At 71.0% G+C, this 19867-nt stretch carries 15 protein-coding genes; 1 reads left to right on the top strand and 14 read right to left on the bottom strand.

Features of this window, described 5'->3' with window-relative positions:
* The coding region (locus tag GTY84_RS20270) for a carbohydrate binding domain-containing protein (protein ID WP_161227718.1) at positions 1 to 1481 on the top strand (1481 nt) is incomplete at its 5' end.
* Between the two features lie 298 nt (positions 1482 to 1779).
* On the opposite strand, the gene GTY84_RS20275 is transcribed toward GTY84_RS20270, so the two are convergent.
* The 14 genes from GTY84_RS20275 to GTY84_RS20340 all read right to left on the bottom strand — a co-directional run bounded on the left by GTY84_RS20275 (position 1780) and on the right by GTY84_RS20340 (position 19181).
* Complete coding sequence (locus GTY84_RS20275) at positions 1780 to 2091, bottom strand: NIPSNAP family protein (protein WP_161227719.1); 312 nt, start codon at positions 2089 to 2091, stop codon at positions 1780 to 1782.
* Positions 2092 to 2100: 9 nt separating this feature from the next.
* Complete coding sequence (locus GTY84_RS20280) at positions 2101 to 2859, bottom strand: alpha/beta fold hydrolase (RefSeq protein ID WP_161227720.1); 759 nt, start codon at positions 2857 to 2859, stop codon at positions 2101 to 2103.
* A gap of 104 nt (positions 2860 to 2963) precedes the next feature.
* Positions 2964 to 4238 (bottom strand): APC family permease, encoded by a 1275-nt coding sequence (locus GTY84_RS20285; protein WP_161227721.1) that lies wholly within the window; start codon positions 4236 to 4238, stop codon positions 2964 to 2966.
* Complete coding sequence (locus GTY84_RS20290) at positions 4235 to 4960, bottom strand: alpha/beta fold hydrolase (protein ID WP_161227722.1); 726 nt, start codon at positions 4958 to 4960, stop codon at positions 4235 to 4237. Before GTY84_RS20290 ends, GTY84_RS20285 begins: the two co-directional genes overlap by 4 nt.
* A complete protein-coding gene (locus GTY84_RS20295) occupies positions 4957 to 6189 on the bottom strand; it encodes a cytochrome P450 (protein WP_161227723.1) in 1233 nt (410 codons plus the stop codon). The genes GTY84_RS20290 and GTY84_RS20295 overlap by 4 nt, the downstream gene beginning before the upstream one ends.
* A complete protein-coding gene (locus tag GTY84_RS20300; RefSeq protein ID WP_161227724.1) occupies positions 6176 to 6409 on the bottom strand; it encodes an acyl carrier protein in 234 nt (77 codons plus the stop codon). Before GTY84_RS20300 ends, GTY84_RS20295 begins: the two co-directional genes overlap by 14 nt.
* Positions 6406 to 7812 (bottom strand): AMP-binding protein, encoded by a 1407-nt coding sequence (locus tag GTY84_RS20305; protein WP_161227725.1) that lies wholly within the window; start codon positions 7810 to 7812, stop codon positions 6406 to 6408. The genes GTY84_RS20300 and GTY84_RS20305 overlap by 4 nt, the downstream gene beginning before the upstream one ends.
* 29 nt (positions 7813 to 7841) lie before the next feature.
* Positions 7842 to 9611, bottom strand: coding sequence for an asparagine synthase (glutamine-hydrolyzing) (asnB, locus tag GTY84_RS20310; protein WP_161227726.1), 1770 nt, complete (start codon positions 9609 to 9611; stop codon positions 7842 to 7844).
* Positions 9612 to 9615: 4 nt separating this feature from the next.
* On the bottom strand, positions 9616 to 11358 hold the full coding sequence (locus GTY84_RS35000) for a non-ribosomal peptide synthetase (RefSeq protein ID WP_161227727.1): 1743 nt from the start codon (positions 11356 to 11358) through the stop codon (positions 9616 to 9618).
* Positions 11355 to 12197 carry a fumarylacetoacetate hydrolase family protein gene (locus GTY84_RS20320; protein ID WP_161227728.1) on the bottom strand — a complete coding sequence of 281 codons (843 nt, stop codon included), beginning with the start codon at positions 12195 to 12197 and terminating at the stop codon, positions 11355 to 11357. The genes GTY84_RS35000 and GTY84_RS20320 overlap by 4 nt, the downstream gene beginning before the upstream one ends.
* A gap of 213 nt (positions 12198 to 12410) precedes the next feature.
* A complete protein-coding gene (locus GTY84_RS20325) occupies positions 12411 to 13427 on the bottom strand; it encodes a hypothetical protein (RefSeq protein WP_161227729.1) in 1017 nt (338 codons plus the stop codon).
* A 301-nt stretch (positions 13428 to 13728) separates the two neighbouring features.
* Complete coding sequence (locus GTY84_RS20330; protein WP_161227730.1) at positions 13729 to 14595, bottom strand: alpha/beta fold hydrolase; 867 nt, start codon at positions 14593 to 14595, stop codon at positions 13729 to 13731.
* Positions 14592 to 17738, bottom strand: a complete 3147-nt coding sequence (locus tag GTY84_RS20335; protein WP_161227731.1) for a condensation domain-containing protein — start codon at positions 17736 to 17738, stop codon at positions 14592 to 14594. The genes GTY84_RS20330 and GTY84_RS20335 overlap by 4 nt, the downstream gene beginning before the upstream one ends.
* A 132-nt stretch (positions 17739 to 17870) precedes the next feature.
* Entirely contained in the window at positions 17871 to 19181 is a 1311-nt protein-coding gene (locus tag GTY84_RS20340) for an MFS transporter (RefSeq protein ID WP_345943491.1), read from the bottom strand.
* Positions 19182 to 19867 lie beyond the last annotated feature (686 nt).

The following is a 19867-nucleotide window of genomic DNA, read 5'->3' on the forward strand; positions in this document are numbered from 1 at the left end:
ACTGGTCCTGCTCGGGCGGGACCGGATCGGTCGTCAGCAGCCCGGTCCACGGCGGCACCAAGGCGCTGGCCGGCGCGGTGAGCGCCGGTGACAACGCCAAGTGCGCCCAGACCGTCGCCGTCGAGCCGAGCACGCAGTACACCCTGTCGGCCTGGGTGCGCGGCAACTACGCGTACCTCGGCGTCACCGGGGGCACCTCCACGTGGGCCGCCTCCGCCCCCGACTGGAAGCAGCTCAAGGTCACCTTCACCACCGGTGCCTCCCAGCGCACCGCCGAGGTCTTCCTGCACGGCTGGTACGGCCAGGGCACCTACTACGCCGACGACATCAGCCTGGACGGGCCCGGCGGCGGCGACGACCGCGAGGCCCCCTCCGTCCCCGGCTCCCCGCGCGTCACCGGGACGTCCGCGACCAGCGTCTCGCTCGCCTGGAACGCCTCCACCGACAACATCGGTGTGACCGGCTACGACGTCTACCGCGACGGAGTCCTGGCGACCTCGGTGACGGGCACCGGCGCGACCGTCCAGGGCCTGACGCCCAGCACCGAGTACCGCTTCACCGTGCGGGCCAAGGACCGGGCGGGCAACGTGTCCGGGGACTCCGCGGTCGTCACCGCGAAGACCGGTGAGAAGGGCGACGACGGCGGCCGCTTCATCCAGGCCGCGCCGTACCTCTACCTCGGCTGGGGCAACCCGCCGAGCGCGACCGAGGTCATGAAGTCCACCGGCATCAAGTGGTACACGATGGCCTTCATTCTCGCGCAGAACGGGTGCAACCCCTCCTGGGACAGCCAGCGTCCGCTGACCGGCGGCGTGGACGAGACCACCATCAAGGCCATCCGGGCGGCCGGCGGCGACGTCGTCCCCTCGATCGGCGGCTGGAGCGGCAACAAGCTCGGCCCGAACTGCACCACCACCGAGGCGCTGGCCGGCGCCTACCAGAAGGTGATCGACGCCTACAAGCTCAAGGCGATCGACGTCGACATCGAGAACACCGACGAGTTCGAGAACGCGGCGGTGCAGGACCGCATCCTGGGCGCCCTGAAGATCGTCAAGCAGAACAACCCGGGTCTGCGGACGATCCTCACCTTCCCGACGCTCAACACGGGTCCCAACTCCTGGGGCAACCGGCTCATCGAGCGCTCCCAGGCCCTGGGCGCGGACATCGACAACTTCACCATCATGCCGTTCAACTTCGGCGGTCAGTCCGACATGTACGGCCACACGGTGCGGGCCACCGAGGGGCTGAAGACCAAGCTGATGTCGACCTTCGGCTGGTCTGAGGCGGAGGCCTACGCCCACGTGGGCATCTCCGGCATGAACGACAACAGCGACGCCGGTGAGGTCACCACCGCGCAGATCTGGACGCAGATCCGCGACTGGTCCAACTCCCACCACATCGGCCGGCTGGCCTTCTGGGCGGTCAACCGCGACCGTCCGGAGTGGAAGTTCACCTCGATCACCGCCGGCTTCACCGGCTGATCCGAGGCGCGGGCCCGCGGGGCCGCCGGACCGTTCCCGGGTCCGGCGGCCCCGCTCCGTCGTGGTCCGAACGGCCGGGCGCCGGACGGCGGCGGGCGTGGGGATCGCGGTGTACCGAGCGCGTCGGCGGCGGAAGGCCGGACATCGGGCGTGGCCCCGGGACCGTCCGTGCCGTACCAGGACGTACGCACCCGCGCCCCGTCACCCGCGGAGGCCGGGCCCGTCCTGGGCACGGCGGGCCGTCGGGCGGGCGTCCGACGGGCACGGGGAGGAGCAGGGCCGGGTGCGGCACCGCCGGTCACGCGTGGCGCTCCAGCGGCCTCATGAAGGTCCGTTCGTGACGGAGCACACAGCCGCTGTCGTCGCGGATGCGGTCGGCCTCGATGAACTCGGGGTCCCGGCCGAACAGCTCGCGGTACCGCTCGTACTCGGCGAGGGAGGGGAAGCTGAACAGCGCGAGCGCTTCGTCGCTCGCCCCCTCGGCGGGAAGGTAGTACCCGTGGTGGCTGCCGCCGTGCGCGTCGACCAGCGCCATCCAGCGGCGGCCGAAGCGCTCGAACGCCTCGGTCTTCTCCGGGTCGATGACGTATCTCACTACGCAGGTGATCACGGTGGGAGACTAGCCCTCCCGGTCCGGCGGACGGCGGCGAATCTCCGGCGGGCCGTCAGGGGACGGGCGCGTGGTGCGGGGCGGGTCCGCCTTCCGGGTCAGCCGCTCGCGGACGAGTGCGGCGAGGTCCGGGGCGTCGAGGACGCCGGAATGGCCGCCTTCGAGGCTCCGCCGGTCGAAGCCCCCTCGTGTGAACCGCTCCCATCCCGCGAGCGAGGCGTCGCTCGTCAGGGGATCCTCCGCTCCGCGCAGGGCGAGGACGGGGCAGGGGACCCGGGTGGGCGGGGAGGCGAGCGTCAGTGTCGCGAGCACCCGCAGATCCCGCTGGAGCGTCTCGGCAACCGCCTCGCGCCACTCCGGCGCGGCGGCCGCCAGCCTCCCCGGCTCGGCTTCGTCGAGGTAGGCGGCCGCGGCCTCGGGCGAGACCGTGGCCTCCGGCGGCACCCGCAGGAGGTCGGGCGCGGCTGCCCCGGCGACGATCAGCAGGGAGACGTCCACCGACCGCCGGGCGAGCGCGACTGCCGTCGCGTAGGCGAGGTAGGCGCCGTAGCTGTGCCCGAAGAGCACCGGCCGGCTGTCCGGCCGACCGGCGATCCGGTCGGCGCAGGCGGCGACGACCGCCTCGAACGAGACGGCCTCTCCCGTGCCCCGGCCCGGATAGCGCATCACCGCGCTGTCCACCCCGGCCGCCGAGCGCAGGGCGTGGAACTCGCTCCCGAAGGCTCCCGCGCCGGGAAAGAGAATGAGCTGGCGTCCATCGCCGGTCATGTCGTCCACCTCCGGTCGTCCGGTACGTCTGGGGTCTTTCGTTTGGATCAGGCCGGACCCCGCGAGCCCGGCATGGTCCGAACGAGAGGACCTGGGGCCGGGGCTCAGGCCCCGGTGCGCTCGGACGCCGGAACGTGCTCGTTCCGGCGCCGCGTGGCGAGGACGGTCACGGCGAGGACCGCGAAGAGGCCCCAGCACAGCCACATGGGAGGGCCCGCCAGCAGGGTGACCCCGAGGACCGTCACCGCGCACAGCACCGTCACGGCACGGGCCGCCATGCCGGTCGCGAGCCGGGCGAAGGCCGCCGCCCCGACCCCGTACAGGACGAAGTAGATGCCGCCGGAGAAGGTGAACAGGTGCTCCAGCGGCACCAGGCCGCTCACGCTGAGGACCGCGATCAGCACCAGCAGCGCTCCCACCGCCACGACGGCGGTCACGGGGTTGCCGTCCCGCTCGCGCAGGCGCGCCAGGGCGGCCGGGAGATGGCCGCTGCGCGCCATGCCGAAGACGAGGCGGGAGAGCGCCAGCACCGATGCCAGGACGTTGGCCGTGATGACCCCGGTCACCAGGACCAGGGCGACCGGCCGGCCGACGTCGCCCAGGGCCCGCTCCGCCAGCAGCAGCAGCGGCGCCGAACGCAGCCCGTCGGCGTCCGGGTCCACGGTGGCGAAGAGGCTGAGCAGCAGCAGTCCGTAGAGGGCCACGACGATGACGTAGGAGGCGGCGAAGACGCGCGGGATGATGTCCGGCCTCTTGTGCTCCTCGAAGGTGAACGCCACCGTCTCCCAGCCCGTGAAGGCGACGAACACGGAGGTCAGCACCATGCCGAAGGTTCCGGACGGAGGCAGCCGGGTGGCCGGCGTCCGTACGCCGTTCGAGCCGAGCGCCACCAGGGCGACACAAACGATCAGGACGAACAGGGCGATCACCAGGGCCACCTGGAGCCTCCCCGAGACTCCCGTACCGGCGTACGCGACGGCCGTGGCAACACCGAGGACCAGCGCCGGGAACAGCCAGGTGAGAGCTTCCGCGCCGGTGAACTCGGCGAGGTAGCGCCCGCCGGTGAGGGCGGTCGCAGGTATCCCCGCGACCAGGGCGAACGTCGCGGCAGTACCCGATGTCCGCGCCAGGACCGGGTTGAAGGCCACCCCGGCGTAGTGCGCCACCCCCGACGCGGACGGGTAGCGCCGCCCGAGCCAGGCGTAGCAGTGGAGCAGGGGGACGACCGCGAGCGCGGCCACGGCCCAGGGCATCCAGGCGGAGCGGGCCAGGGTGTCGTAACTGGTGCCGGGCAGGATCATCATGCCGCTGCCCAGGATCGTGGACAGGGCCAGGAAGGTCCCGACCACCCCACCCAGCGACTTGTGCAGGTCTTTCACGCATTCTCCGTTCGGGTGCCGGCCAGCGCGGCGTGGACACACTTCTCGAGCAGCCCGGCCAGGGAGGCGTCGATGGCGTGGCCACCGTCCGCCACCGTCAAGTGGACCTCGCCGCGGACCCGTTCGTGCCAGGTGACGCAGTGGCGCGGCGGGATGAAGAAGTCGCCGCGGGTGGACAGGACGTGCAGGAGGTCCAGTGGTTCGTCCTCCGTCCGCAGCCAACGGGCGAGACCGTCGGCGACCGAGGCTTCGCTCCGCAGCCGGTCGGCGACCTCGGCGAGCACGTCCTCGTCGTCCAGCAGGTCCTGCGGGAAGCCCTCGTGGGCGAGGATCCGGGCGATGCCGTCGTCCGGCAGCTCCGACATGGTCGGAATCCGGCCCTCGCCGTCCGGGCAGGGTGTGTTGATGAGCAGCACTCCGGTGGGGTGCCCGGTGTGCTCCGCGAACAGACCGCGCAGGCGCAGCGCGGAGAATCCGCCCATGCAGTGCCCGACCAGCAGCGTCAGCGTGGCGCCGGTGCCGTCCAGGGTCCGGACCAGATCCGTGAGGCACTGCCGCTGCCATTGCCCGGATTCGACGGCGTCGCTCGTCGGCGGGTTCGGCAGGGAGAGGAAGTCCATGCCCTGCCGGGCCGCGAGCTTCTCCAGTTGCTCCAGCGTGGTACCGCCGGAGCCCGCCGCGGGAAAGGCGACGAGCAGGACGCCCTCCTCCCCTGTGCTCATGCGCCGACGTCCTTGGCGTCCACCACTTCGACCGGGAGCCTGGTCAGCCCCAGCATGAAGTTGGAGCGGAGCCGCTGCGGTTCCTCGACGACCACGAACGCCTTGTCCCACGCGGCGAGTTCTTCCACAAAGGTCTGGATCTCCAGCGTGGCCACAGGCGCGCCGATGCAGCGGTGGATGCCGGCACCGAACGCCAACTGCCTGTTGTCCTGCCGGTCGATCACGAACGAGTCCGGGTGGTCGAACACCGCCGGGTCACGGTTGGCGGCCATGTTCCACAGGGTCACGAAACTGCCCGCGGGTATGACCTCACCGCCGACCGGGAAGTCAGCCACGGTCAGCCGCTGTACGTAGCTGTTGGTGGAGGTCCAGCGCAGGAACTCCTGTGTGGCGGTCTCGGCGGGCACGTCTCCGGCGACGACCTTGAGCCACTGGGCGCGTTCGCGGTGGATGGTGTCGACGGTGAGGCTGGCGGTGTGCGGGGTGGTCTCGTTCCCGCCGACGGCGACATTGAGTCCGTTGAGCAGGGCCACGTCGCGCGGCATGTCGCCCGAGGAGACGAGCCCGGCGAGGAAGCCGATCATGTCGTCGCCGGACCCCGATTCGATCCGTTGCCCGATCAGGTCGTCGATGAAGTCGAGAACCTCCATCTGGGCGTCGACCAGGGACTCGAGGGGTGATGCGCCGGTGTACGCCTCGTCCCGGTAGCCGATCATGGTGCGGGTGGCTTCCAGCAGCGTGCGCGCGTCGGACGGCGCGATGCCGAAGAGGACCTCCAGCACGCCCTTGGGCAGTTCGGGTGCCACGACCTTGTCGAAGTCGATGCGGTCGCCCACCGAGAGTTCGCCGAGCACGGCGCGCAGGTTGCGGCGCACCGTACGGCCGGCCCTGTCCAGCATGTTCCGGTTGAATCCGCTGTGCTTGATCGGCCGCCGCAGGGCGGTGTGTTCGGGCCGGTCCGCGACGATGAGCATCCGGCCGGAGGCGGAGTCCTTCTCCGGGCGGTACGAGCCGTCGATCATGGTGCCGTAGGCGGAGCTGAGGCGGGTGTGGTCGACGTAGGCGTCGTAGACGTCGGCGTACCGGGTCAGCGCGTGGAACTCGTAGCCGTCGGACCGCCGGTGGATGGAGACGGGGTGGTTCTCACGCAGGTCGGAGAGGTAGCTCCAGGGGTCGTCGACGGCGAAGAAGTCCGCCGAGTAGAGCGGGCTGTTCTCAACCACCAGCATGGAGTGCTCCCGCCTTCTCGGCGATGCGGGCCGGGGTGCGGCCCTCGAAGAACACATGGCCCGGCACCTTGACGCCGGTCTGCTGCTTGATCAGGGCCCGCACCCGCAGGACGACGAGCGAGTCGACGCCTGCTTCGAAGATGTCGGTGTCCGCGCTCAGTTCGCCGTGGTGGACCTTGGCTAGGCATTCCAGGATCAGGGCTGGTGATATCTGGCTCATCGCTTGCCGGTCCCTTCCATGTGGGCGTCGTCCATGAGTGAGTGCAGATCGATCTTTCCGCCCGCCTTCGTCGGGAACGCGTGGACGAGGTGGAGCCGTATGGCGTCGGAGAAGGAGCGGACGAGCGTTTCGAGTTCGGCCCGTACCGCCTCCCGCGGTGGGGCGTCCCTGCTGAGCTGGACGAAGGCGACCGTACCCCGGGCGTCCTGGGCGACCCTGCAGTTCAGGACACCGAGGACACCGCAGGCCGCGGACTGGAGGGCCGCGGTGTCCACCCGGGTGCCGTTGACCTTGATCTGGCTGTCCTGCCGCCCGGCGTACACGAGTGCTCCGGAGGCGTCCCGGCGTACCAGGTCACCGGTCCGGTAGGTGGCCTGTCCCCGGTGCACCGGGAAGGGTTCGGCGAGCCGCCCGCCGTCCAGGTATCCGGCGCAGACCAGGGGGCCGGACACGACGAGGTGGCCGAGATGCCGCGCCGGGTCCTCTGCGGGCAGCAGGGTCTGGTCGCAGCCGTCCAGGGGGGTTCCGATGGGGACGGTGTCGGCGGTGAATTCCGCGGGGAGGTCGTACCGGTGGGTGGCGAAGGTCGCTTCCGTGGGGCCGTACAGATTGACGAAGCGGCTGGTCAGTCCGGCGTGGCGGGCCTGGCGGTAGGTGGCCGCGTGGAACTGCTCTCCGCCGCTGAAGATCCACGGAATGCCCGCGAGGCACTCGGGCACGGCGCCGACCACGGTGGTGATGACGGCGGCGGGCAGGAGGACCCGGTCGATGGAGTAGCGTTCGGCCAGCTCCGGCCAGGCGAACACGTCCTCGTTGACATGGGGGAGGCGGACGACCCGGCCGCCCGCGGCCACCGCCTTCCAGGTGTCGAACCACCAGCCGTCGAAGGCCGGGGCGGCGAATCCACCGGCGGTCGGCGCCCCGTCGGTGGGAACGTCCAGGCCGCGGCAGGCGAACAGGGCCAGCAGATTCCCCCGGGTGACCGCGACGGCCTTGCGTCGGCCGGTGCTGCCCGAGGTGAAGTTGACCGCCACCACGTCGGCCGGGATGCGGTCGGTGGGGAGCGGCTCCGCCGCCCGGGAGACCTCCTCGACCCCGTCGCCCTCCGCCGCCGCACCCGTCCGTACGAACAGCGTCACATCCGGTCGGACCCGGTCGAGCACGTCGGGGGCGAGGCTCCCGTCATCGGCCACCGCCAATCCGTCCGCCCACCACACGCCGAGCTGTCCGGCGAAGAAGCCAAGGCGGCTGTCGGCCCTCAGGCACACCACGCGCGCGCCCTCGCACCGGCCGACCGCCCTCCGCACGGCCGCGGCCAGTCCGCCCACGCGTTCGCGGCTGTACTCCCGCCCCTCCTCCACCCAGACCGTCCCGGCGGAGCGCCAGCGATGCTCGCCGATCACGTCGTTCCACGCTTGCGATGGGGCTCCGGTCACAGCTTCAGTCCCAACTCGTCGACGATCGCGCTGATACTGATCAGGCTGAGCCGCAGGTCCCATTTGCCGGGGACCGGATCGGCGGTCAGCCGCTCCAGGGCGTCCGGCGCGAAGACCCCGCCCGCCACGACCAGATCGCGCCAGCGGGCCGTGTTCCGGTCGTCGGAGATCGCGTCCAGTCCGTACGCGGTGAACCCCTGCTTGGCCCGGTTCACCACTTGGGCGGGGACCACGTCGGCGTAGGCGGCCTTGAGAACGGCCTTGCCCTCGAAGTCGGCCACCTTTCGTTCGTCGGCGGTGCGCAGCGCGAGTTCCACGACCTCGTTGCCGAGGAAGGGGTAGCGGCCCTCGACGGAGTTCGCCATCAGCATCAGGTCGCCGTGGTCGCCCAGGAGATGGCCTCCGAGCTGGACGTACACGTCGGCCACGGAGCGCAGTTGCATCGGGGTGAGGGCGGCGGCTTCCTTGTCGTTGAAAGGAATCAGCCGTTCCTGCCAGAAATCGGCCCCGGCCAGGGCCTCCTCCGCCGCCGGGGCGAGGCAGGAGCGGCGGCGCGCGGACCGGTCCCAGTCGACCTCCCAGCCGAAGTCCGCGCGGCCCCAGGCGCGGGAGTTCTCCTCGCGGGCCGCCGGCCGCGTGCGGCGTGCGGCGTCGAAGACATAGGAGTCGTAGCCGAAGTAGAGCTCGTCGGCGCCCTCACCGGAGATGACACCCTTGAGACCGGCCCGGCGTACGTCGTCGGAGAGCAGGCGGGCGGCCACGTTGTACGTCTCGCGCTGGGGATGGCAGCAGTGGCGCACCATGTCCTCGAAGCCGGCGGCGACGTCCGCGGGGCCGCAGTGGATCTGGTGGTGTTCGCTGCCCACCGTCCGTGCCACCTCGCGCTGGAAGCGCCCCTCGTCCAGGGCCGCGTCCTCGAAGAGCACGGAGAAGGTCCTGGGCGCCCTGCCGAGCAGCCGGGCCGCTTCCACCACGAGGGTGGAGGAGTCGAATCCGCCGCTGAGGTAGGCGCCGATCTCGACGTCCGCGCGCAGCCGGTCCCGGATGGCGTCGCCGAGCGTGGCCCGGATCTCCTCGTGGGTGGCGGGTGGGGCGGCGGTGTCGAACTCGCCGTAGCGCCAGTAGCGCGTGGTCCGCGGTGCACCGTCGCCGAAGGTCACCACGCAGCCGGGCGGGACCGCGTGGACGTCGCGCACCAGGGTTCTGGGCGCGACGATGTTTCCCAGGGCCAGGTACTGGTCGACGGCGGTGAGGTCGATTCTCCGGGCCCCGGGGACGGAGGTCACCAGGGTCTTGAGTTCGGAGGCGAAGTGGGTGTGGGTGCCTGCCACGGTGTAGAAGAGCGGGCAGATGCCGAACCTGTCGCGGCCCAGGTGGAGCCGGTCGTGGGCCCGGTCGTAGACGGCGGTGGCGAACTGTCCGTCGATCAGCTTCAGCCCGTCGGTCCCGTACCGGGCGAACAGTTCGGGCACGAGGGCCACGTCGACGCGGTTCGTCGGCCGCAGGCCGAGGCGCCGGTTCAGTTCGGGAGCGTTGTAGATCTCCCCGTTGGTCACGGCCGCGTACCGGCCGCCGGTGTCGTCGGCGGGCTGCCAGCCGTCGCGCAGTCCGGTCATTCCGAGGCGTCCGAGCTTCATGGAGAGCGTCGGCGTACTCAGCGAGTAGCTCTCGTCCGGCCCCCGGTGGGTGAGCCGGGTGTGCATGGTCGCGGAGACGGTCCTGTCGAGGGTGCCGTCGGGGGCGAAGGTTCCGCACAGGCCGCACATGACGCTACACGCCCCGTTCCTGGAGTCGCTCCGCGAGTCCCCGCAGGGTCTCGGCGCGCAGTACGTCCCGGATCCCGGCGTCGGACCAGCCCAGTTCGCGCAGGTGGCCGACCAGGACGACGGCGGTGGCGGAGTCGCCGCCGACGTCGAAGAAGTTGTCCTCCAGCGTGAGGTCCCGCACCCCGGTCAGGTCGCGAACGAGACGCAGGATCCGCTGGTCGGCTCCTGTTTCGGGGACGCTCCGCGAGATCAGCCGGTCGCGTCGGCCGGCGCCCAGCGCGTCCCGGTCGATCTTGCCGTTCGGCGTGTGCGGGAAGACCTCCGCGCGCTCGAAGAGCGACGGGATCTTGTACGGGTCGAGAACCGTCTCCAGGCTCTTGCGCAGGATGCGCGGGTCGGCGTCGCCCCGGTAGTAGCAGACGAGTACGTCCGGGTCTCCTCGGCGGAGGCCGTCGTGCGCCTCGGCGGCGACCACGGCGTCCAGGACACCGTCCAGCCGGCAGACCGCGTTCTCGATCTCGCCCGGGTCCAGGCGGTAGCCGCGGAGCTTGACCTGACGGTCGACCCGTTCGACGAAGTACAGGGCTCCTTCCCGCTCCTCGACGATGTCGCCGGTGGCGTAGCCGGGTTCGGCTCCCGGCTCGCCGAACGGCGCGAGTCCCTCCTCGGTGAGGTAGCCGAGCGCCACGCTCTCCCCGGTGATGACGAGTTCACCGCGTCCGGTGTCGCCCTCCTCCCCCGCCACCGGCCGCAGGTGGTAGGCGCAGTCGCCGACGACGGTGCCCAGCGGCACCGCGTGGCGTCCGGGCTCCGGCGCGAGGGGGTCACTGAGCAGGTTGCACACGGTGGTCTCGGTGAGTCCGTAGGCGTTGTGGAAGGCGCTCGCCACCGACCAGGAACGGATCACGGACGGGCGGCAGGGGCCCCCGCCGTTGATCACGTGCCTCAGCCTCATCCCCGGGGTCGGCTCGGTGACCGTCAGGGCGAACGGCGTGGTCTTCAGATGGGTGATGCCGAACTCCTCCAGGGTCTCGGCCAGTACGGCGCCCGGGGTGAGCCTCGGCTCGTCCAGCACCACGAGGCAGGCTCCCGCGGTCAGCGTCCAGAGGATCTCGGTGAGGCAGCCGTCGAAGGTCAGCCGGGCGAACTGGAGCGTCCGGGAGCCGGGCCCCACCTCCAGCCGCTCGACGTGGTCCCGGACCACGAGGGCCAGGGGATCCGCCCTTACCAGCACGCACTTGGGCCGACCGGTGGACCCGGAGGTGTGAATGGCGTAGCCGACGCCGTCCGGCAGCGGTGACCGGGAGCGGGTGTCCGCGGGCAGCCACCGCTCCGGTACGTCGCCCAGCGTGACCCGGCCGTCGGGCGAGGTGGTGTCCGCCACGGTCCGCAGGCGCAGCAGGTGCACCTTGGAAGTGTTGGAGGCGGCGCTGTCCCGGTCGTCGATGACGACGAACGGGCGCCGTGCCCTGAGGGCGCCGACGATGGCGACCACGGCTCCGATGTCGCGGTGGCTGCTGACGCCGACGAACTCGCCCTGTCCGGTGCGCTCGGACAGCGTGCGCGCGAAGGCGTCGACCAGGCGGCCGAACTCGCGGTAGGTCCAGACCCGTTCGGCATTGCGCAGGGCGGCGGCGTCGGGAAATCGCCGTATCGCCTCGTCGATCCGGTCGACGACCGTACTGCGGCGGTCGAACACCTCGCCCTCCTTCGTGTGTGGCGCGGCGGTGTCGGACGGGATGGTCACCGCACCGGGTGGGTGAGGGTGCCGACACCCTCGACGACCGACTGCACCGTGTCTCCGGGATTGATCACCGCGGCGCCCGGAGTGCCGGTGCACAGGACGGTTCCGGGGGCGAGCACGCGGCCCGCGGTGAAGTACTCGACCAGGTGGCCCAGGCCGTACTTCATGGCGGCCGGAGTGGCGGAGGCGACCGTCTCCCCGTTGAGGACGGTCGAGATCCGGACGGCGTCGAAGCCGTCCGGGAACTCGTCCAGGGTCACCAGGACCGGTCCGACGCTGCAGAACGTGTCGAACCCCTTGGCCCACGGTATGTGCCGCGGGTTCTCCCGGATGGCGTCCTCCGCCGTCATGTCCAGGACGCAGGTGACTCCCGCGACCACCGACCTCCACTCGTCCCGCTTCACGTTCTTGCAGGCGGTGCCGATGACCAGCCCGAGTTCGGCTTCGGCGGTGACGCGCTCGGACTGGTCCGGCAACTCGATGTGGTCCTTGTTGCCGATGAGGCAGCCGCCGGGGCGGAGGTAGGAACCGGGACCCGAGGTGGGCTGCTGCGCCGCCAGGTCCTCGCTGTGCCGCAGGTAGTTGAGGCCGGCGCCCCAGATGTCCGCCGCCCGGTCGGCCACCGGGGAGGACGTGGCCGGGTCGAAGCCGACCGGTGGCAGATCGTCGCCGTGACGCTCCACGGCCTCGGCGAGGGCACGCAGGTCCCCGCCTTCCACCAGGTCGGCGATGCGGCTCACTTCGGCGTACCCCGGAATCCGTTTCAGCGGGAGCCAGTTGGTGTTGTGGCTCACCACGATCTCGACGGGACCCGGATCGGGTGAGGTCCTGGCCAGTTTCATCGAATCTCCTCTTCTGGTGTTCGGTCGCCCCGGCACCCCGCGGGGACGCGAGGACGGGGCCAGGTCTTTCGTTTGGATCACGCCGGACCCCGCGAGCCCGGCCTGATCCAGACGAGAGGCCCTGGGTGCGCGGTCCCGGCCCGCGGTCCCCGAGACCTGTGCGGCCGTTCCCGCCCGCCCCACGGGCGACGACGGCAGATGGCCGGACAGGCCTCAGGCGGCGCAGCAGCGTGCGGCGGCGCTCCGGAAGTCGTCCTTGCGGGGGCTGTGGTCGGCGATCTCCACCGCGGTCTCCATGAGGCGCGCCGGATCGATGCCGAACTCCTCGGCCAGCCGCTCCACCAGCGGGAAGAAGCCGGAGTGGATGCCGATGACGGCTCCGAGGACCTGCATGGTGCGGTCCTCGCGGACGGCGTCCATATTGATGTGGGCGTACTCCGCGATCCGGGCGAGTTCCCGGTAGTCGAACAGATCGCCGCGGCTCAGTTTGAGAATGCCGGCGATCGCCTCGAGAGAGGCGTTCCCTGAACCGCGACCGATGCCGTTGAGGGTGGCGTCCACGATGCCGGCGCCCGCCTCGTAGGCGGTGATGCTGTTGACGTTGGCCAGCCCGAGGTTGTCGTGGCCGTGGAAGCCGACCACGTCGAAGTGGCGGCGGACGGCGCTCACGTACTCGGTCACCGTGTCGGGGAGCATCGCCCCGTAGGAGTCCACCACGTAGACCCCGGTGACCGCGTCGGGCACGTCGGCCAGGGCATCCACGAACCGGTCGACGGGAGTGGCACTCGACTTCATGAGGTTGAGGTAGACCTCGTCACACACCTCGGTGGCCTGCCGCAGGTAGCCGAGGTGATCGGCGACCCGGTCGGGCTCCACCCCCACCCGCAGGAACGTCATCCCCTCCTTGACCAGACCCTCCACGGTCTCCAGCCGGGTGAAGTCCGGCTGGGCGAACATGCCCCAGGGCTTGGCGGACAGGGTGGCGCCGGCCAGCTCGCCCCAGCGCCGGTGGCCGATGTTGCAGGCCGTGACGCCCGTCCGCTCGGCCTCCAGACCGAGACCGTGTCCGACCTCGATCCTGGTGACGGGCGTTTGGTTCAGCCGGGTGAGGAGCCCGGTCACGAACTTCTCGTCGAGCTGGAAATCCACGGCGTACATGCCGTCGCGGAGCGTGCAGTCGAGCAGGTCGAGTCGGGTTGTTTCCGCGGGCCGGTCGCCTTGTGAGGACATACCGCTACTCCTTGGAGAGGGAACCGTTTGACACGAGATGCGCTTCTGTCGTGCGGAACATGATCAATGCGCCTGCAGAAGACCGAGCGGGATCTCCACTCGAATACGCAAAACAGCTCGGGCATTTTCTGAATGCTTTGAGCAGGTGTCACCGTGGAAAATGGAGCACGCTTGAAACAACACGGCCGAGGACGATGCGCATACGAAACAGGGCACCCTTCCACAGCCTCAACGGCGCCTGAATTATGCTACGGTCCAGATTTCACTCCGGCAAGCATTCCACTGGAATCATCCGGACTGTCTACTGGAATGTGGAATTTCGGTGCGCTTCGGTTTCCCCGCCGGGCACGGAGCCGGCCAGCGCCGACCGGATGAGGGCGGCGAGTCGTCGCAGGCTGTCGCCGTACCAGATCGAGTGGTGGTCGCCCGGGACGGTGTGCTCCGTGAGATCGGGGGCCAGCTCCGCCCACCGCCCGTCCTGCGGTGGGGACTTCGAGGCCAGCAGGTGCCAGACCGGACCGTCGTACCTGCCGGGTGGCTCGTAGGTGTGGGCGGCCAGGGTGTGCGCGTGGAAGACCGCGTAGCGTTCGCCGAGCAGTCGGGCGTCCAGTTCCGACGGCCACGCGCCCAGGTGCTGCACCTCGCGGAAGAACGCGTCGGTGCCCCCGTCGCGGCCGGCCACGAGCGCGTCGATCTCCACCCGGAGGTCGCCCAGGCCGAGCGAGGCGGCGATGTCGTGGAGGAAGCGCCCGGCGGTCTCGGACTCCGGCGGCATCGGGTACGGGTGGGGTGGGCTGCTGTCGACGAGGAATACGCGGCCCACCTCGACACCGGCTCCGGCCAGCCGTCGCGCCATGTCGAAGGTGATGAGGCCCCCCAGTGACCAGCCGAGCAGATGCACCGCGCCCCCGGGAACGGCCTCCCGGAGAGCGGCCGCGTAGCGTGCGGAGAGGTCGGGGACGGAGGACACGGGGGCCTGCTCCCCGTCGAAGCCGGGCGCCTCGATGCCGAGAACCGGCTGGTCGGCGCCGAGGAGTTGGGCCAGCGGCAGGTAGGGGTACGCGGAGCCCGCGCTCGCGTGCACGCAGACCAGCGGAGCGGCGGCACCGGAAGGATTCAGCGGAACGATCAGATCGGCGTCGGACAGGGGGGCGGGGAAGTCCGTCATCGGCGGACCTCGCCCAGCTTCTCGTCGACCAGCGCGGCGATCGCCCGCACCGTGACGTTGCCGTACATCACCCGCACACTGAGCCTGATCCCGAACGCCGTGTTGACCCGGCTGATCGCCCGCATGGCCTGGAGGGAGTTCCCGCCCGCCGAGAAGAAGCTCTCCTCGGCCGCCAGTTCGCCGACGTCCAGCACCTGGCGGAAGACTCCGGCCACCGCCTCCTCGGTCGGGGTGAGCGGCTCCGGCCCCGCCGCGGCCCCGGCCCCGGCGCTCGCGTCCTGGACGGCGTCGCGGTCCACCTCCCAGTCCGCTCGCAGCGGAAGGTCGGGGAGGCTCACCCAACGCCCGGGGATCAGTGCCGGCGGGAGATGGCGGCCCAGGTGGGCGCCGAGTGCCGCCATGTCCGGGGGGCGGTCGCCGTACGCGCGGACGAAGGCCGTCAGACCGGCCGCCCCGTCCTGCGCGACCACGGCCGAGGCCACGTCCGGGTGCCCGCACAGAAGGGCCTCGACGTGAGCGGACGGCACACGGACGCCTTCCACCGAGATGCCCTCCCGCGCGGTCCCGAGCAGTTCCAGCCCCGCCCCGTGGTTCCAGCGGGCCCTTTCGTCGGTGAGAAGGGCGGCACGCCCCGGACGGAAGGGGTCCGCCAGGAAGTACCCCGCGCCGGCCCCGGACCCGTTCACCGGGCCGTCGGCCATGGTGCCCGGCGTTCCTCCCACCAGGAGGCGGCCTTCGACGCCGCGGGGAACCGGGTTCAGCGCGTCGTCGACGACGTACAGCGAACGGTTCTCGTACGGAACGATGTCGCCGGGCCCGGTGCGCACGCATGCCACGGGCACCCCCGGCAGCTCCCCGACGGTGACGAAGCGCCGTTCCCCGCCCGCCCAGGCACGGGCGTCGGGGTTGGGCAGTTCGCGGTCCGAACCGCGGACACACACCAGGGCGGGCAGCGCGGCCGGGTCCAGCCGCGCACGCAGGGCGGGCGGCAGGTGGGCGTGGGTGACACCGTGCCCGCTCAGCAGGTCCGACAGATGCGCGGCGTCTCCGGCCTTCTCCGGCTCCGCCGTGATGACTGCGGCGCCGCAGGTCAGAGCGGCCCACAGCGCTCCGTGGCGGACCTCGGCCGCGATCGGGGGCAGGAACAGCCTGTCGTCGCCGCCGAGCCGGAGGACGCTCCGGTGGCCGTCGGCGCTGAACGACAGCGCGCTGTGCGGGAGTCGGACGCCCCGCAGGCCGCCCGTCGCGTCGGCGGAGTACACGACCTGGGCGGGCGACCGCTCGGCGATCCCCGTGTCCACCGGCCCCGCGGAGTCCGCGGACGGCTCCTGTTCCCCGGCGGTGCGGATCGGCAACGGGCTCCAGGCGGACGAGTCCGGGAGCCCGCCCCGTGACCCGTTGTCCGTCAGCACGAGGAGGGCTCCGGTGTCGGCGGCTATGGGGTCCAGCCTCTCGACGGCCTCCTGAACCGACAGGTGGGTCAGTACGCCACCGGCACACCACACCCCGAGTGCGGCCACGCCGACGTGGTCCCACCGGTCGCTGACCACGACGACGTGTCCGCCCGCTTCCAGGCCCGCGGCCCGCAACCGCGCCGCGAGCGCCGCGGCCCGGCGGTCGAGTCCGGCGTAGGTGAGTTCGTGGTCGCCGCCGATGAACGCCGTGGCGGCGGGACGCGTCCGCGCGATGCGGGCCACGGCCGCAGGGACGGTCCCGCTCCCGCCCCCGGTGCCGGCACCGTGCCCGGACTCCAGGAGGAGCCGCAGTTCGTCCCCCGCGACCAGTTCGATACGCGCCACCGGCTGGTCCGGGGCGGCAGCGGCGGCGCGGAGCACCGTTTCCAGGTGCGTCAGCAGTGCCTCAGGGCGCCAGGCGTCGAATCTGTCGGTGGAGTACTCCACCGCGGCGCTGAGAGCGGTTCCGTCGTCGACGAGGGTGATCGCGACGTCGAAGCGGGATCCTTCGGCGGCCTGCGGGAGCAGTTGGGCCCGCACGCCCGGCAGGGAGAGGTTCGCTCCGGCGGTGTTGCCGGCCAGTACCTGCAGGCTCACCTGGAACAGCGGGTTGCGGCCCGGTTCACGGACCGGGCGTACGGCGTCGACCACCCGGTTGAAGGGCGCCTCCTGGTGGTCGTACAGCTCGAAGGTTCCCTCCATCACGCGGTCGAGGACGTCCCGGAAGGTCGGATCACCCGAGAGGTCGCAGCGCAGGACGACCATGTTCACGAACATGCCGACGACGGACTCGAGTTGCGGCTCCGGCCGGCCCAGCATGGGAACTCCGAGCGGGATGTCGTGGCGACCGGTGCAGCGGCTCAGCACGACGTTCAGCGCGGCCGCCAGCACCATGAACGGCGAAGCGCCGTCCGCGCCCAGCCGCACGACGAGGTCGCGCACGTCGGCGGAGAGCTTCCTGTGCAGGGTGCTGCCGCGGCCGCCGCCCTCGGACGATCCCGGCCGGTCGGCCGGCAGGTCGAGCACGCGTACGCCGTCCAGCCTGGCGCGCCAGAAGTCCAGGTCCTCCCTGAGGTCCGCACCGTCCCGGCGCTCGCGCTGTGCGACGGCGAAGTCCGTGTAGTCCAGGGTGATCTCCCCGAGCGCGGGGGTCCTTCCCTCGCACAGGTCGCGGTAGGCGGTGGAGATCTCCGCGTTGATCAGCCCGGTGGACCAGCCGTCGGTGACGATGTGGTGGAAGCCCTGGCACAGAACGTGCTCCCGCGTTCCCAGCCGGAAGAGGGCGAAGCGGTGCAGCGGGCCCGTTCCCAGGTCGTAGGGCCGTGCGTTCAGCGCCGCGATCTCCGCGTTCAGGCGCTTGTCCCGGTCGGCTTCGGACAGGCCCGACAGGTCGGTGGTGGGCAGCGTCAGCGGCCGGTGCGGGGCCACCTGCTGCCGGATGCCGTCGTCGGTGCGGTGGATGGTGGTACGCAGGGCCTCGTGGCGGGAGACCACCAGATCGAGGGCGCCCCGGAGGGCCTCGACGCGCAGCGGGCCGGTCAGCCGCCACACCATGAGGATGTTGTAGACCGCGTTGCCGGCTGCCAGCTCGTCGAGGAAGTAGAGCTGTTCCTGGGCGTAGGAGGCCGGACGGACCGCGGGAAGGGGACGGCCGGCGGCCTCGGGGCGGGGTTCGTCACGCGCGTACATGTCAGGTCGTCTCCGGCATGGTGGGTGACTGCTCTGCGGACAAGGGGATTCCTCCGGGGCGGGGAATCGGAAGCGCACGGGGCACCGCCCGGCCGGGGCGGGGTGGGCGGAAGGTTCCCGGGGGACCGCGTTCTACGGCTCGGCCACGTCGCTCTCCGCCTCGGGCCGGGGCATGGCTCGCAGGCGGATGACGGGTGACAGGAGCAGCGGAACCGTCATGGCCGCCGAGCCCGTCACGAGGACGACCAGACCGCCGCGGAGACCGAGCGCCCCGCCCAGCAGGCCACCGCACAGCCCGCCCAGGGCACCTCCGCCGAACAGCAGCGTGCGGAAGGCGGCGTTCATCCGTCCCATCAGCGACCGCGGGGTGAGGGTCTGGCGCAGCGTCAACTGGACGATGTTGGAGAGACCGCTGCCGAAGTAGCTGATGAGCAGGGACAGGATGAAGGTGGCGATCATCAGCGGTCTGGGGCCACCGGCCACGATCAGGAGGAGCGGACCGGTGTAGATGCCGGTGAGAGCGACGCCGTAGATCAGGCCGGTGGGAAAGCGGCGGATGATGGCGGCCGAGCCGAGGGCTCCCAGGAGGGCCCCGACCGACGACACCGAGTAGATCAGACCGATGAGCTGGGGGGAGAGTCCCTTCTCCCGCACTCCGTAGAGCAGGAACAGCGTGGAGACCCCGGTCAGCGAGAAGTTGGTGAAGGGGGCGAGCAGGGCCAGGGGCCGCAGGAGGTGGTGGCCGAGGACCCAGCTCACGCCCTCCTTGAGTTCGCGTCCCAGATGGCGCTCCCCGGTGGGGCCCGGCGGGGGTTCCTTGGTGCGGATCATCAGGAGACTCGTCAGCGAGGCCAGATAGGACACGGCGTCCAGCACCAGTGCCGTGGGGGGACCCAGCCAGCCGACGACGAGGCCGGCGACCCCGGGGCCGGCCACGTCCGAGGTCGACTGGGTCACTCCGAGCTTCTGGTTCGCCTCGACGTAGAGCCGCCGGTCCTTGACGAGGGTAGGCACGAAGGACATCCAGCTGACGTCGAACAGGACGGAGCACGTACCGACCAGGCAGGCGATGACCAGCAGGCCCTCGACGGAGAGCAGGTGCAGAGCCGCCAGCAGCGGGACCGCGCCGATCAGCACCATCCTGATCGCGTTCGCCGCCAGCATCAGCGGTTTGCGTCGGCTGCGGTCGACCCAGACGCCGAAGAGCAGAGAGAGGAACAGGTAGGGGGAGAGCTGCAGAAAGCTGAGAAGTCCCATCTGCCGGGGCGTGGCGTCGTACACCAGGATCGCGGTCAGTGGCAGTGCCAGACTGGTTATCTGCGCTCCGAAAAGGGAGAACGCCTCACCCGACCAGAAGGTGAGGAAGTCGCGGCTGCTCCAGAGGCCTTTCGGCGACGACTCCGACTGCTTCGGACATACCCTTTCCGTCTCCCCCGCCATCATCTGCCGTCGCTGCCGGTGGGCGAGCCGGCGCGAAGCCCGGGTAATCCGACGCCCCTCACGAAAAGTCGATCACCCTTACGGATCATCATCCATCCCCCAGGTTTCGCGGCTCCCGAGCCACCGAAAGGAAAAGAACGACAAGAAACTGTCGCCGGTCGCACATCGAGCACGCACTGGAGCACGTCTGCCCGGACATCGGGCGAACAAACGGAGCGAGATGCGATTGGCCGAAATCAGATACGAAATCCCGCACTACCGCCGGGCACCCGTCTCCGGCCCTCCGCCGTGACGGGCCGGATCACATCTCCCTCCAGCCGCGCGTCGATCGATCGCCATAAGGAAAGATCCTCTTCCGGCGATTCCCGGGACCGCACATTCCCGGGAGTGAAATCGATCATTCCCCGGGTCTCTGCCGCGGTCCGCGGTCGCTGTGGCGAAGGCCGGAGTCCTTCTCGATCCCGCGTCTCCACGGGGGCCGTCCCCGGAACGTCCCGAGGAGGGCCCGGTCCAGGACGACGCCCCCAAAGGACCGACTCCGCAGACCGGCACGGGCACCGGCCGACGGGCGGCACCCCATCGGGCCGGAAGGCCGGGACACGCCGCGCTCGGGGCGGCGGAGCGCCCCGGTCCCCGGAACGATCGAAGGGCCGCTCCGGATTTCTCCGGAGCGGCCCCGATCCACGACT

Origin of the sequence: Streptomyces sp. SID8352, assembly GCF_009862265.1 — a bacterium.
Taxonomy (GTDB): Bacteria; Actinomycetota; Actinomycetes; order Streptomycetales; family Streptomycetaceae; genus Streptomyces.